The sequence below is a fragment of the Actinoalloteichus hymeniacidonis genome (assembly GCF_014203365.1).
GTDB classification, from domain to species: domain Bacteria; phylum Actinomycetota; class Actinomycetes; order Mycobacteriales; family Pseudonocardiaceae; genus Actinoalloteichus_A; species Actinoalloteichus_A hymeniacidonis.
Window position 1 is genome coordinate 1,056,081 of sequence record NZ_JACHIS010000001.1, and the last position, 14,023, is coordinate 1,070,103.

The following is a 14,023-nucleotide window of genomic DNA, read 5'->3' on the forward strand; positions in this document are numbered from 1 at the left end:
TGAAGGCGAGAGACCAAGTCGTGCCAGAGCTTCCCGAGGTCGAGGTCGTCCGTCGCGGTCTACTCGATCACGCTATCGGTCGAACGATCTCCGAGGTGGAGGTCCTGCATCCCCGGGCGGTGCGTAGGCACGAACCGGGGCCGCAGGACTTCGCGGATCGGTTGCGCGGCGCCACCCTGACCGCCGCCCGCCGCCGAGGGAAGTACCTCTGGCTGGAACTGACGACCACGTCGACGGTGGGCTCGGAGCTGGTCGGTGCCGCCTCGTCGACGGCGTCGCAGCCGCCGGACTCGGGTGCCGTGGCCTCGGCGGACGCCACCGAGGAGGCGGTCGCCGACAGCGCCGCGCTACTCGTGCACCTCGGGATGAGCGGCCAACTGCTGGTCAAGGAGACCGGTTCCCCGGACGAGAAGCACCTGCGGGTCCGCTTCCGCTTCGACGACGCCGCCGGAGAATTGCGGTTCGTCGATCAACGCACCTTCGGCGGCCTGACCCTGACCGACCTGGTGATCGTCGACGGCGTTGCGCTGCCGACACCGGTCGCGCACATCGGCAGGGACCCGCTGGATCCGAAGTTCGACGCCAAGGCCGTCATCAAGGCGATGGGCAGGCGGCGCACGGGCGTCAAACGGGCGTTACTCGATCAATCCCTGCTCTCCGGCGTCGGCAACATCTACGCGGACGAGGCCCTGTGGCGGGCCCGGCTGCACTGGGCGGCCCCGACGGCCACCCTGCCCCCGGCGAAGGCGGCCGAACTGCTGGACGCGGCGACCGACGTGATGCGGGAGGCTCTGAAAGAGGGCGGCACCTCCTTCGACGCCCTGTATGTGAACGTCAACGGGCAGTCCGGGTACTTCGATCGCTCGCTGGCGGTGTATGGCCAAGAGGGCCTGCCCTGCCCGAGGTGTGGCAGCCCGGTGCGGCGCGACGCCTTCATGAACCGTTCTGCATTCTCCTGTCCCGGCTGCCAGCCGGAACCCGTCGACGCGCATCACTGACGGCGCGCCGGGTTCCCGGACTGCGGCGCGGTCGCTTTTCGGCGGCTATGCGCGCTTCGATGCTTCAGCCGGTGGCCCACGCGCTTCGGTCTGTAGGTTCGGTTGATCCGGGTGAATCCACTACTCATCGGGCCCGTCGCCTGGTTGAGCGGTCTTATTCCGTCCGCACGCCTATGGCGACCAAGATCCTTGCCCGCGAGCCGATCTCGTTCGTAAGATCAACCCACTCGACATCGTCAGGTGCGGGATTCTAATTGACCGCAGCTTCGCTCGCCAGAACCATGGCAAGATTGTGAAGACTAGAGTTCGCCTCCAGTGAAGAAATCTGTCTGGCAGATATAAAAAGCGAGACTGACTATGATTGAAGAGTAGTGCGGGTACATCAATTCGAGGCGGCCTGATATGATCAAAGCCGCACAAGAATGGTGTATCGCGAAAATTTAGCCCTCTAAGAGGAGAATCAAGACGCATGGCAGTGAAATTTAATCCCTTGTCGTTAGCGTCCGTCAGCTTGGCAACAGTCCTCACTATCAGTGCGTGCTCTGCAATAGACGATGGATCCTCTGGTGGAAACACTGATGAAACTAGTGCATCGGCTAGTGAGTTGCCTTCTGCCGATCCGCAGATATCGGACTCGTTGGCGCCGCCGGTGTCATCCCGTAAAGACAGTACCGGCGTAGAAAGCTGCGCTCTTCTCACAGCAGATGATGCTTCCGGTTTCGGGCTGGAGCCCGAAGGAAGTCCCGAGGAAGCGGCGGCTGGCACAGACTACGAGCCATGCCGATGGCTGCCAGCAGGGGAGAACACCGGAGGGGTAGTGCTCTACACGGACACGGAGCGAGATGGCTTAGAGGAAATCTACCGTCTGGAATCTGAGTACCCAGATTTTCGCCCACTCGAAATAGCAGGACATCCAGCCGTTCAAGCAACTGCGGGCGGCGCTGACGAGTTCTCCTGCGGGATCTATGTCGGCCTTTCCGATAGTCAATACTTGAACATACTCGCGCAGCGCGCCGCGGGCGTCGAAGAGGATCTTTGTATGAAGGCCGAGAAAGTGGCAGAGCTGGCCCTGTCAAATATTCCCGGCGAGGCATAAGGGGGAATCGTGACGGACCTGAATTCAATGGGAAGCAGCCTTTGGTCTGGTTGACATCCCATCCTTTGAATGGTTCGCATTTCGACCCCTTTCGATGCCGGGTCCGGCAACGTGCTTGGTCATAGAAATCGAGGGTATCCTCGGCGGAGGCTATTCCCTGGTTTTCTCGTTGCTAAGTTCATTCTAGTGTGTTTCGTGAAAATGAAGGTGAGGGTGGTTGCTTCGGACTTGTGGATTGGACTGGGAACTCGGTCGAGTCTTTGATGGTTCCCTACAGTTGGCTGTCTGTGCCGATCGGCGCGCTGGTCTGTCTCCATTCCGACTAGTATTCAGGCCTGGCCTCGGGAACAGCCTCTCTTCAGTGTTCTGCGACCGGTAGTCGGCAGCTCGGATAACCTTGCTGAGCTTTCCGGCCAAAGCATCGAGTGGCTGCGGTGGTGTGGACACGGGTCCTCCCAGGGCGCACAGAGAAGGTGACCGACCGTGACGAACGCCCAGCCATCAAATCCCTTAGCTGAGTCGCTGACCTGGGCCATGCGTTCGGATGGGCTGACCAACACCGCCGCCGCCCAGGCCGACCTGCCTGCGGGGCGCTCGCTTCGCTCTGCGGGTTCGGTTGATCCGGTGTATTCCTACTGATCGGGTCCGTTGCCTGGTGAGCGGGCTCACGCCCGTCCGAATCGCCGAGCGGGCGTCCCCCGTCACACGGCGCGTCAAGAGTCCGTCAATGTCCGGGGCATCGGCATCAAGAAGCCGTCAAAGCCCTCGCGATCGGTTGGGCCCCGGGCGCAGGCTCCGACGGTGTTCGTCCATCAGGGGACGGCAGCCGACGAAGGACTTTTCCACCATGGCTGACCTCGCTTATCTCACGCTGCTTCTCGGCGTGTTCGTGCTGCTCGCACTGACCGTGCGCGGTCTGGAGCGGTTGTGACGGGCCCCGCGACCAGCCTGGCCGCCGACGTGGTCGCCGGTGTGCTGGCGTTGTCGCTGATCGGGTATCTGGTGTTCGCACTGCTTCGCCCGGACCGGTTCTGATGAGCGCGCTGACGGCAGGCCTGATCCAGCTCGCGGTGCTGGTCTTCGCCCTAGCCCTCGTCTACCGCCCGGCCGGTGCCTATCTGGCCTCGGTGTACACCGGCACCACCCACAACCGGATCGAACGGCTGGTCTACCGACTGGTTCGCGTGGACCCGGACTCCGACCAACGGTGGAGCGGCTACGCGATCGGGGTGCTCGGCTTCTCACTGGTGTCGATCCTGTTGCTGTATCTGCTCCAGCGCCTCCAGGCGTTGCTGCCGCTGGACCTCGGCCGGGGTGCGGTCGAGCCCGGCACGGCGTTCAACACCGCGGTCAGCTTCGCGACCAACACCAACTGGCAGTCCTATGTGCCGGAGCAGACGCTCGGCCACCTGGTGCAGACGGTCGGGTTGACAGTGCAGAACTTCGTCTCCGCCGCCGTCGGGATGGCGGTCGCCGTCGCGCTGGTGCGCGGTTTCGTCCGGGCGGGCACCGACCGGATCGGCAATGTCTGGGTGGACATCACCCGGGGCGTGGTGCGGGTGCTGCTACCGGTCGCCCTGTTCGCGGCGGTCCTGTTCGTCGCGGCCGGGGTGGTGATGAGTTTCGCGGAGAGTGTGCGCATCACCGGTCTCGACGGGGTCGTCCACGACCTCCCGCTGGCGCCCGCCGCCAGCCAGGAGGCGATCAAAATCCTGGGCACCAACGGCGGTGGCATCTACAACGCCAACTCCGCGCATCCCTTCGAGAATCCGGCAGCCTGGACCAACGTGCTCCAGATCTTCCTGCTGCTGGTCATTCCGGTCTGCCTGACCAGGGCTTTCGGCATCATGGTCGGGAATCGACGGCAGGGCAACGTGTTGATCGCGGTGGTCGGCCTGCTGTGGAGCGTCCTGCTGGCCGTCACCTGGTGGGCGGAGACCCACGCGCACGGCCCGGCGACACTGGCGGCCGGCGCCGCATTGGAGGGTAAGGAGACCCGCTTCGACATCACCGCCTCGGTGCTGTTCGCGGTGAGCACCACCGGGACCTCCACGGGTGCGGTGAACGCCATGCACGACAGCTTCAGTGGTCTGGGCGGCGGCGCCGTCCTGTTGAACATCCTGCTCGGCGAGATAGCGCCCGGCGGGGTCGGGAGCGGCCTGTACGGGCTGCTGGTGATCGCGGTACTCGCGGTGTTCCTCGCCGGTCTGATGGTGGGGCGTAGCCCCGAATACCTCGGCAAACGCATCGGACGGGTCGAGATCTCCTGCGCGGCGATCTCGATGCTGGCGATGCCGGCCATCGTGCTGTTGGGCACCGGTACGGCCCTGCTGCGCGGCGCGACCCGTGAGGCGATGACCAACGGCGGCGCACACGGACTGTCCGAAGTGCTCTACGCCTACGCCTCGGCAGGCAACAACAACGGCAGCGCCTTCGCCGGGCTCACCGTCACCGACCCGTTCTTCCAGGCCACGCTCGGTGTGGCGATGTTGCTCGGCCGGCTGCTGCCGATCATCGCGGTACTGGCCCTGGCCGGTGCCCTGGCCAGACAACGTGCCGTCAGCCCGAGCGAGGGCACCCTGCCCACTGACGGACCACTGTTCGCGGGGCTACTCACCGGCACCGCCGTGCTCTTCGCCGCGCTGACCTTCCTACCCGCTCTGGCCCTCGGCCCCATCGCGGAGGCATTGGCATGACCCCCACCGACAACCCCACCCGACTCCGGGACTCCACCACCGAGCAGGACACCCGATTCGCCGACCCGGCCGACCAGGCCGGCGGCCGACCGGTGCGGGCCGGGTCGTTCTCGCCTCGCCTGCTGTGGACCTCGTTGCCCGCCGCACTCCGCAAGTTCTCCCCACGGCACCAGGCACGCAACCCCGTGATGCTCGTCGTCGCGGTCGGAGCGCTGCTGGTCACCGTGCTGGCTGTGCTGGACCCCGCGCCCTTCGCCTTCGCGGTGTCGGGCTGGCTGTGGTTCACCGTGCTGTTCGCCAACCTCGCCGAGGCGGTGGCCGAGGGACGCGGACGCGCTCAAGCGGACACCCTGCGCCGCAGCCGGGTCGACAGCGTCACCAACCGGATCACCGCATCCGATGCCGCCGACCGGATCGGACGTCTGCTCGCCGAGGACGACCTCGCCGTCGAACAGGTCTCGGCGGCCACGCTCCAGGTCGGCGACCTGGTGCTCCTCTCGGCGGGCGACCCGATCCCGGGCGACGGTGACATCGTCGAAGGGCTGGCCACCGTGGACGAGTCCGCCGTCACCGGGGAATCCGCCCCGGTGATCCGCGAGGCGGGCGGCGATCGTTCCTCGGTGACCGGCGGCACCTCGGTGCTGTCCGACCGGATCGTCGTCCGCATCACGGCCAAGCCCGGCGAGTCCTTCGTCGATCGGATGATCGGTCTCGTCGAGGGCGCGCAACGGCAGAAGACGCCGAACGAGATCGCGCTGACCATCCTGTTGTCGACGCTGACCATCATCTTCCTGCTCGCGATCCTGGCGTTGCAGCCGATGGCCGCCTATTCCGGCGGTAGACAGTCGGTGATCGTGTTGACCGCGTTGCTGGTCTGCCTGATCCCCACCACGATCGGCGCGCTGCTCTCCGCGATCGGCATCGCAGGCATGGACCGATTGGTACAGCGCAACGTGCTGGCCACCTCCGGTCGTGCGGTCGAGGCGGCGGGCGACGTCAACACGCTGCTGCTGGACAAGACCGGCACCATCACCTTCGGCAACCGACAGGCCGTGGAGCTCGTGCCGGTCGGCGATGTCGACCTCGCCGAACTGGCCGAGGCAGCCCGCCTGGCCAGCCTCTCCGACGACACCCCGGAAGGCCGCAGCGTCATCGACCTGTGTGCCAGGGAACACGGGCTGGATCGCGAGCCCGACGCGGCCGAGAGCACGGCCGAGTTCATCGCCTTCACCGCCCAGACCCGGATGAGCGGCATCGACCTACCGGGTAAGGACGACGCCACCGGATCCGCGGCTACGACGCGCTCGGTGCGCAAGGGCGCGGCCACCGAGGTGGCGAACTGGGTCCGGGACAGCGGCGGCACCGTCCCCAGTGAACTCGGCGACGTGGTCGAGCGGATCAGCGCGGCGGGCGGTACGCCGTTGGTCTGTGGCGAGGTGGGCGGCGCCGGAGCCCGGGTGCTCGGGGTCATCCGACTGTCCGACGTGGTCAAGCCGGGGATGCGGGAGCGGTTCGTGCGGTTGCGGGCCATGGGTATCCGCACCGTCATGGTCACCGGCGACAACCCGCTCACCGCCAAGGCCATCGCGGAGCAGGCGGGCGTGGACGACCATCTCGCCCAAGCCCGACCCGAGGACAAGATCGCGCTGATCAAGAAGGAGCAGGCAGGCGGCAGGCTCGTCGCGATGACCGGCGACGGCACCAACGACGCCCCCGCCCTGGCCCAGGCCGACGTCGGCGTGGCCATGAACAGCGGGACCTCGGCCGCCAAAGAGGCGGGGAACATGGTCGACCTCGACTCCAACCCGACCAAGCTCATCGAGATCGTGGAAGTCGGCAAGCAGCTGTTGATCACGCGCGGCGCGCTGACGACGTTCAGCATCGCCAACGATCTGGCGAAGTACTTCGCGATCCTGCCCGCCATGTTCGTGGGCCTCTATCCGCAGTTGGAGGCGCTGAACATCATGCGACTGGCCACCCCGTCCTCGGCGATCCTCTCGGCGGTGATCTTCAACGCGCTGATCATCGTGGCGCTCATCCCCTTGGCGTTGCGCGGAGTGCGTTATCGGGCCGCCGGGGCGGGCAGGTTGTTGCGTCGCAATCTGTTGGTCTTCGGCCTCGGCGGACTCGTCACGCCGTTTCTCGGGATCTGGCTCATCGACCTCCTCGTCCGTCACCTTCCCGGAATCGGGTGATCACCGTGTCCACCGCTGTTCTGCGCCAAACCATGGCGGGTCTGCGTCTGCTGCTGGTCATGACGCTGCTGACCGGCGTCCTGTATCCCCTGGCGGTGTGGTCGGTGGCCAGACTGCCCGGCCTGTCCCACCAGGCGGAGGGATCGGTGATCGTGGTGGACGGCCAGCCGGTCGGGTCACAGCACCTCGGCATCGACCTGGTCGATCCGGCCTCGGCTCAGGATCCCACCGCCGACCGCTATTTCCACCACCGTCCATCGGCCGGCGCCGACGGCCCGTTGGGCGCGGGCGATCCGAATCAATCGGGTGGTTCGAACCTGGCCGCCGACAACGACGAGCTGACCCAGCTCGTGCACCAGCGGGCGGCGGCGATCGCCGCCCGCGAGGGTGTGTCGGTGGACGCGGTGCCCGCCGACGCGGTGACAGCCTCGGGCTCCGGACTGGATCCGGATATCTCCCCGGCCTACGCCGAACTGCAGGTCGGCCGGGTTGCCCGCGTCGCCGGCCTCGACGAGCAACGCGTTCGAGACCTGGTGACCGCGCACACCGCCGGTCGCGAGCTGGGTGTTCTCGGTGCGCCGACGGTGAACGTGCTCGCACTGAACCTCGCGGTCCGCGACGCCGTGCACGAGCAGCCCTGACATGGATCCATCGATCACCCCGACGGGAAGGGGATAGGACGGTGCCGCGCGCAGGAGCGAGAGAGACTTCTCGGGTGGACGAGGCGTCGAAGCAGGCCGATGCCGCCGACTCAGCCGATCGGCGGGCCGCCGAGCGTGCCGATGGCCCGCCGCGCCGGGGTGAACTGCGGGTCTATCTCGGCGCGGCGGCCGGGGTCGGCAAGACCTACGCCATGCTCGGGGAGGCGGCCCGGCGGCGGGATCGCGGCGCGGACGTGGTGATCGGCTTCGTCGAGAGCCATGGCCGGGCGCTCACCGAGGCCCTGACCGAGGGCATCGAGGCGGTGCCGCGCCGGATGCTGCACTACCGGGGCCGCGAGCTGCCGGAGCTGGATCTCGACGCGGTCCTCGCCAGGGCACCCGAGATCGCGCTGGTGGACGAACTGGCGCACACCAACGTGCCCGGCTCCCGCCACGCGCAACGCTGGGAGGACATCGAGGCGCTGTTGGCGGCGGGCATCGATGTGTTGACCACGCTCAACATCCAGCACATGGAGAGCCTCAACGATGTGGTCGAGACGATCACCGGCACCCGCCAGCGGGAGACCGTGCCCGACGAGGTGGTGCGGGCTGCGGAACAGGTCGAGCTGGTGGACATCACCCCGGAGGCACTGCGTCGGCGGATGGCGCACGGCAACGTCTATCCGGCGCACCGGGTCGACGCCGCCCTGGCGAACTTCTTCCGCCCGGGAAATCTGGGCGCCCTGCGGGAACTGGCGCTGTTGTGGGTCGCCGATCAGGTCGATGTGGCGTTGCGCCGGTACCGCGCCGATCAACACATCACCCAGACCTGGGAGACCCGGGAACGGGTCGTGGTGTCCATCACGGGCGGCGCGGAGAGCGAGACACTGATCCGGCGGGCGCGTCGGATCGCCAACCGTGCCGGGGCCGAGCTGTTCGTGGTCCATGCGCTGCGCGGCGACGGGCTCGCGGGCAGCCAACCGGCCGAGGTGGCCCGGTGTCGGCGGCTGGCCGTCGACCTGGGCGCCAGTTTCCACCTGGTGCTCGGCGACGACGTACCCAGCGCGTTGCTCGATTTCGCCAGGGGCGTCGACGCCACCCAGCTCGTGCTGGGCAGTTCCCGGCGTTCACGGGCCGCCCGGTTGTGGGACGAGGGCATCGGCGCCGCGTTGGTGCGTGAGTCGGGTTCGATCGACGTCCACATCGTCACCCATGCGCACGCCGGTCGGGGACATCGCAAACGGATGGACCCGATACCCGTCGGCCGCAAGGCGCTCGGCTGGGTGCTGGCCGTCCTGCTGCCTGCCGCGATCGCCGTCTTCGGCCTGCTACTGCACTCCAAGCTCGACCTGTCCACCGAGGTCGTCGGTTTCCTGCTGGTCATCGTGGTGGTGGCCCTGGTCGGCGGCCTCGGGCCCGCGTTGTGCGCGGCTGCGGTCTCCGGCGCGCTGCTGACCTATTTCTTCACCACCCCGATGTTCTCGCTGGTGGTCTCGGCTCGTCAGCAGATCGTCACGCTGGTGGTGATGGTGGCGGTCGCGGTGATGGTGGCGCTGGTGGTGGACCGCGCCGCGCGATCCGCCGATCAAGCCGGTCGATCGCGTGCCGAGGCGATGCTGCTCGCGTCCTATTCGCGGACCGTGCTCACCCATTCGGAGCCGTTGCAGCGGCTACTGGACAAGATCAGGGAGAACTTCGGGGTGAGTTCGGTGGTGTTGCAGGAGAACCGGGGCGGAGGTTGGGAACGGGTCGCCGTCAGCGGCGATTCCGACACGCCGACCGAGCGGTCCGACACGCCCGAGGCCGATACCGAGGTCGCGGTCAACCCGGAGGTGCGGCTCGTGCTGCGGGGACGGGTGCTCCCGGCGTCGGACCAGCTCGTGCTGGAGGCCGCGGCCGGGCAGGCGCTGCTGGCCCTGCGTCAGCAGCGGATGGTCGTCGAGACCCAGGACGCGCAACGTCGGGCCGACGCGACCGGCCTGCGCACCGCGCTGCTCGCTTCGCTCGGTCATGATCTGCGCACCCCGCTGACCACCGCGAAGACCGCGTTGGCCAGTCTGCGCGATCCCACGCTGCGGTTGTCCGATGTCGACACCGCCGAGTTGCTGGCCTCGGTCGACGAGGCGACCGATCGGCTCACCGGATTGGTGGCGAATCTGTTGGACTCCTCGCGGCTGGCCACCGGAGCGGTGACCCCGTTGATCGAGCCGGTCGGGCTCGACGAGGTGGTGTACACCGCGCTCTCCGGAATGGAGGGCCGCGAATCGGTGCGGGTCGAGATCGACGAGCGGTCGCCGTCGGTCTCCGCCGATACCGGGCTTCTCGAACGGGTGGTGGCCAACGTCATCGACAACGCCCTGCGCTACGGCCGAACCGAACCCGAATCGGTGGTCTACGTCCGGGCCAGTGTGCACGGCGCCCAGGCCGAACTGCGGGTGGTCGACTCCGGACCCGGGGTGCCCAGCGGGGCGGCGGAGGACGTCTTCGCCCCGTTCCAACGGCTCGGCGACCGGGAGCCACGCACCGGCCTCGGGCTCGGATTGAGCGTGGCCAGAGGCTTCATGACCGCGATGCATGGCACGATCCGCGCCGAGGACACCCCGGGCGGCGGGCTCACCGTGGTGCTCGCCCTGCCGGTGGCAGGCGAGGCGGCGAGCGATCCAACGGACGAGTCGGCGGCGCGATGACCACCGTGCTGGTGGTGGACGACGAGAAGGCCTTGGTTCGCGCCCTGCGGATCAACCTCGCCGCCCACGGCTACGACGTTCTCGCCGCGCACGACGGTGCGAGCGCGCTGCGCGTCGCCGCCACCGGGAAACCCGACGTCGTCCTGCTCGATCTCGGCCTGCCCGATCTGGACGGCACCACGGTGATCGAGGGGCTGCGCGGCTGGAACCGCGTCCCGATCATCGTGTTGTCCGCCCGTACCGACTCCTCGGACAAGGTGCGCGCCCTGGACGCGGGTGCCGACGACTACGTCACCAAACCCTTCGGGATGGATGAGTTGCTGGCCCGGCTGCGGGCCGCCATCCGCCGCTCGGGCGTGGCCGAGTCCGACGAACCTCGGGTGCAGACCGCGTCGTTCAGCGTGGACCTGGCGGCCAAACAGGTGTATCGCGGTGAGGAAGCCGTTCATCTGACGCCCACCGAGTGGGGCATCCTCGAAGTGCTGGTTCGGAATCGAGGCAGGCTGGTGCCTCGGCAACAGTTGTTGCGCGAGGTCTGGGGCCCGGGTTATCCGGCGGAGAACCACTACCTGCGGGTGTACCTGGCGCAGCTGCGCCGCAAGCTGGAGCCCGATCCGCGTAACCCGCGTCATCTGCGCACCGAGGCGGGGATGGGGTACCGGTTCGACGTCTGAGGATGCCGCTCGCTCAGCGGCGATGCACCCGAGACGAGGCAGGCCGCGCCCCCTGTCCAGGGACACGGCCTGCCTCGTGGCGTGGCAATCGGCGACTCAGGCCGAGGCACCGCGCAGTGGGTCACCGGTCGTCGACGTCGGGTCGGTGCTCGACGACGGCGGCGGCGGTGGCGGCGAGGACAACGACGGCGGGTCGTCGCCCTCCGGCGGGTCCGTCGGTTCCGGGTCCTCCTCCGGCGGATCCGAGGGCACCTCGGGATCGCTGGTCGGCGGCTCGGTGGTGTCCGGCGGCGGCGTGTCCGAGGTGGGCGGCGGCGTGTCCGACGTGGGTGGCTTGGTCGGCGAGTCGGGCGTCGAGCTGCCGCCGTCGTCGCTGCCTCCCCCGCCGTTGCCGTTGCCGCCGTTGCTACCGCCACCATCGCCGGTCGGATTCGTCGTCCGGTTCGGCGTGTCCTCGGGCGTGTTGCCCGCCTCGGTCTCGTCCTCGACGGTGGTCTCGTCGCCGACGGTGTCGAGGTCCTCGGTCGTCTCCGAGGTCTCGTCGGTGGTTGTCGACTCCTCCGACGAGTCCGAGGAGCTACCGGGAGTGATCCCGTCCTGCCGGTTGACGACGTCCTGTCGAGTGGGGAGCGGTCCGGTGCCGTCTCCCTGCGGCGGGGCCGAACCCACACCCAGGGTCGCGATGGTCGCGAACGCGGTGGCGGTCACCACGCCCGCAGCGGCGAGTAGTACCGCTGGTGGCGCTTTCTTTCGATCATTGTCGTCGCGGCGGTCATCCCGCACGTTTTTCACCGTCCGAATACTTGTGTCCAGTACCAGCCGTTAGTGTCCAACCCCACTCCGATCGTGGTCAGATCGCAGTTGAGGATGTTCCCCCGGTGGCCAGGGGATTCGAGCCACATCTGCATCACCTGGTCGGCGCTGCGAGCGCCCATCGCGATGTTCTCCGCGGCGGGGCTGGGATGTCCGGCCGCGTTCGCGCGATCCACGAAACTCGTGCCTTCCGGCGATTCGTGGGAGAAGTAATCACGATTCGCCATATCGCTGCTGTGTGCCTGCGCCGCGTTGACGAGTCGCTCGTCGAACTGTAGCTGCCCACAGCCCGCGTCACTCCTGGCTTGATTCACCAGGTCCACCACTGCGGCGGCCTCCGGGGAGTGCCCTGGCGCCGATTCCGGCTCGGGCTGCGGTTCTGGTTCTGGCTCCGGCTCCGGCGGCGGTGGCGGCGGTGGTTCCTCGGTTGTCTCCGAGTCGGTTTCCTCGGTCGTGGTGACCGGTGGCGGCTCCGTCATGCTCGGTTCGGACGGAGCGGACTCGGTGGTGCTCGGTGCGGGCGGCTCGGATTGCGATGTGGGAGCCGACGCACCGTCGGATAAGTGTGGCGGGCCGGTGGAATGCGTCGATTCGACCACCGAATCGGTGGCGGCGAAGAACGAGGAATCCTCCGACGTCACAGTGAGAACCCCGGCCGCGAATGCTCCGCCGACCATGGCCAGCAGGCCGACGGTCGAGCCGAGGCGTCTGCTCCGGTGGTGGACCACGGGCGGAGACGGTACCAGGGCGGGGGGACCGCGAACAGGCCAAGCCAAGATCGTTTCGGAGCGGGACGCGCCGTCGTGACGTGCGGATCTCGGTACGGCACCATGACTCGAATGGATAAGGATCTCGGTGTGGAACCGGGTCGCGAACCGGCTGCGGACCGCGTTGGCGAACAGTCAGAGACCGGCGGTGCCGTCCGACTCACGGCCTGGGTCGCCGGCCGGGTGCAGGGCGTCGGATTCCGCTGGTGGACCCGATGCCGCGCGTTGGAGTTGGGCCTTTCGGGCTATGCGGAGAATCTGCCGGATGGCCGAGTGGCGGTGGTGGCGCAGGGGTCCGTCGAGGTGGCCGAACGGCTGTTGGCCTTGCTGCGTTCGGGCCAGACGCCGGGTGCGGTCGACACCGTCGTGCCGCTGTGGACCGAGCCGCAACCGGGCCTCGTGGGATTCGAGGAACGGTGATCGCAACAGGAACTTGATCGGTCAATCAGCCGGTATGAATGCGACCCGAATCACGCAGGAAACGACGATTGGTCTCGTCGTAGGCCACGCTTTCGTCAAGCCGTTAACGCTCGCTCGGGCGAACCCATAGGGTGAGGCCGTCCCAACCGTCGAATCGGCGGGCGCGGGCAGCGATGTGGGTGGCAACGAAGGGTCGAGGAATGGTCTTCATCGGAATCGGTCTACTGATCGCCTCAGTGATCGCCTTCTTCTTGATGTCGCACACCCGTAGTGAGTTGCACGCGATGATCGCGGCCGAGACGCTTCCGGTCGCGGAGTTGCGCATGCTGCGTCAGGCGTCCGACGACATCGGCGCGAAGGGCTCCTTCCGCAAGGAGTGCGAGGTCGTGGGCGGGGCCACAGCCGGCCCGTCGGGAATGCTGCGTTCCGAGCTGACCGGGACCGAATGCGTCTGGTTCCGCTACCGCATCGAGCGGGAGTACGAGCACGTCACCTACCGGGACAACCAGCGGCATGTCTCCAAGCGCACCGAACAGCTCGCCGACCACAGCTCCTCGCAGAGCTACGCGATCCAGGACGACGCGGGCGACACGATCACCATCGAGCCGGGCAATCTGCGACCGGACAAGCCGGAGCAGGTGCTCAACAGCTACGAGACGGCGCACGGCCCCGGCGGCAGCGGTCTCGGCAACACTCTGATGCGGTTGGTCGGCAATCGGATGGGCGGCGGTGGCACGCTCGGACATCGTTACACCGAGTGGGTGGTCCGCCCCGGCCAGCGGCTTTACATCCTGGGTGAAGTGAACGACCGGCGCGGCGACTTGACGGTGTCTCGGCCGGAGAAGGGCCACTTCATCATCTCCACCCGCAGCGAGGAGGAACTCCGCGCTTCCCGCACTACGACACACAAGTTCATCCGCATCGGCATCTTCGTCGCCGTGCCGCTGGGCATCATCCTCACCATTGCGGGCGCGCTCTCCTGAGCAGGTCGACGACCCGCGCACCCGACACACACAGTCACCTCCCCCCTGGCGAG

The 14,023-nt window shown here is 67.6% G+C and carries 13 protein-coding genes; 11 read left to right on the forward strand and 2 right to left on the reverse strand.

From position 1 onward, the window contains the following. The first annotated feature begins 20 nt into the window (after window positions 1-20). The 9 genes from mutM (at window position 21) to BKA25_RS04890 (ending at window position 10,987) form a co-directional block, all read left to right on the forward strand. Window positions 21-998, forward strand: coding sequence for a bifunctional DNA-formamidopyrimidine glycosylase/DNA-(apurinic or apyrimidinic site) lyase (mutM, locus tag BKA25_RS04850; RefSeq protein WP_069854020.1), 978 nt, complete (start codon window positions 21-23; stop codon window positions 996-998). Between the two features lie 469 nt (window positions 999-1,467). Next, window positions 1,468-2,094, forward strand: coding sequence for a DUF3558 domain-containing protein (locus BKA25_RS04855; protein WP_084643348.1), 627 nt, complete (start codon window positions 1,468-1,470; stop codon window positions 2,092-2,094). Window positions 2,095-2,577: 483 nt separating this feature from the next. Continuing rightward, window positions 2,578-2,733 (forward strand): hypothetical protein, encoded by a 156-nt coding sequence (locus BKA25_RS04860; RefSeq protein ID WP_157421245.1) that lies wholly within the window; start codon window positions 2,578-2,580, stop codon window positions 2,731-2,733. Window positions 2,734-3,021: 288 nt separating this feature from the next. Next, window positions 3,022-3,129 carry a K(+)-transporting ATPase subunit F gene (gene kdpF / locus BKA25_RS04865; protein WP_069851772.1) on the forward strand — a complete coding sequence of 36 codons (108 nt, stop codon included), beginning with the start codon at window positions 3,022-3,024 and terminating at the stop codon, window positions 3,127-3,129. After that, window positions 3,129-4,790 (forward strand): potassium-transporting ATPase subunit KdpA, encoded by a 1,662-nt coding sequence (gene kdpA / locus BKA25_RS04870; RefSeq protein WP_069851771.1) that lies wholly within the window; start codon window positions 3,129-3,131, stop codon window positions 4,788-4,790. Before kdpF ends, kdpA begins: the two co-directional genes overlap by 1 nt. Further along, window positions 4,787-6,985, forward strand: coding sequence for a potassium-transporting ATPase subunit KdpB (gene kdpB / locus BKA25_RS04875; RefSeq protein ID WP_084643347.1), 2,199 nt, complete (start codon window positions 4,787-4,789; stop codon window positions 6,983-6,985). The genes kdpA and kdpB overlap by 4 nt, the downstream gene beginning before the upstream one ends. Before the next feature lie 32 nt (window positions 6,986-7,017). After that, a complete protein-coding gene (gene kdpC, locus BKA25_RS04880) occupies window positions 7,018-7,626 on the forward strand; it encodes a K(+)-transporting ATPase subunit C (RefSeq protein ID WP_069854018.1) in 609 nt (202 codons plus the stop codon). A 74-nt stretch (window positions 7,627-7,700) separates the two neighbouring features. Continuing rightward, window positions 7,701-10,313, forward strand: a complete 2,613-nt coding sequence (locus BKA25_RS04885; protein WP_069851770.1) for a DUF4118 domain-containing protein — start codon at window positions 7,701-7,703, stop codon at window positions 10,311-10,313. Then, the gene (locus BKA25_RS04890; RefSeq protein ID WP_069851769.1) at window positions 10,310-10,987 is read left to right on the forward strand and encodes a response regulator; all 678 of its coding nucleotides are present in this window, start codon (window positions 10,310-10,312) and stop codon (window positions 10,985-10,987) included. Before BKA25_RS04885 ends, BKA25_RS04890 begins: the two co-directional genes overlap by 4 nt. Window positions 10,988-11,083: 96 nt before the next feature. Here the strand turns inward: BKA25_RS04890 and BKA25_RS04895 are convergent, their stop codons facing one another. Both BKA25_RS04895 and BKA25_RS04900 read right to left on the reverse strand, forming a co-directional pair. Further along, window positions 11,084-11,770 (reverse strand): hypothetical protein, encoded by a 687-nt coding sequence (locus tag BKA25_RS04895; RefSeq protein WP_157421244.1) that lies wholly within the window; start codon window positions 11,768-11,770, stop codon window positions 11,084-11,086. A gap of 5 nt (window positions 11,771-11,775) precedes the next feature. After that, a complete protein-coding gene (locus BKA25_RS04900) occupies window positions 11,776-12,528 on the reverse strand; it encodes a CAP domain-containing protein (RefSeq protein ID WP_236750374.1) in 753 nt (250 codons plus the stop codon). Window positions 12,529-12,639: 111 nt separating this feature from the next. Here BKA25_RS04900 and BKA25_RS04905 point away from each other — a divergent pair, with 111 nt between their 5' ends. Both BKA25_RS04905 and BKA25_RS04910 read left to right on the forward strand, forming a co-directional pair. Beyond that, window positions 12,640-12,987, forward strand: a complete 348-nt coding sequence (locus tag BKA25_RS04905) for an acylphosphatase (RefSeq protein WP_084643346.1) — start codon at window positions 12,640-12,642, stop codon at window positions 12,985-12,987. A 200-nt stretch (window positions 12,988-13,187) separates the two neighbouring features. Further along, window positions 13,188-13,970, forward strand: coding sequence for a GIDE domain-containing protein (locus tag BKA25_RS04910; protein ID WP_069851767.1), 783 nt, complete (start codon window positions 13,188-13,190; stop codon window positions 13,968-13,970). The last annotated feature ends 53 nt before the right edge of the window (window positions 13,971-14,023 follow it).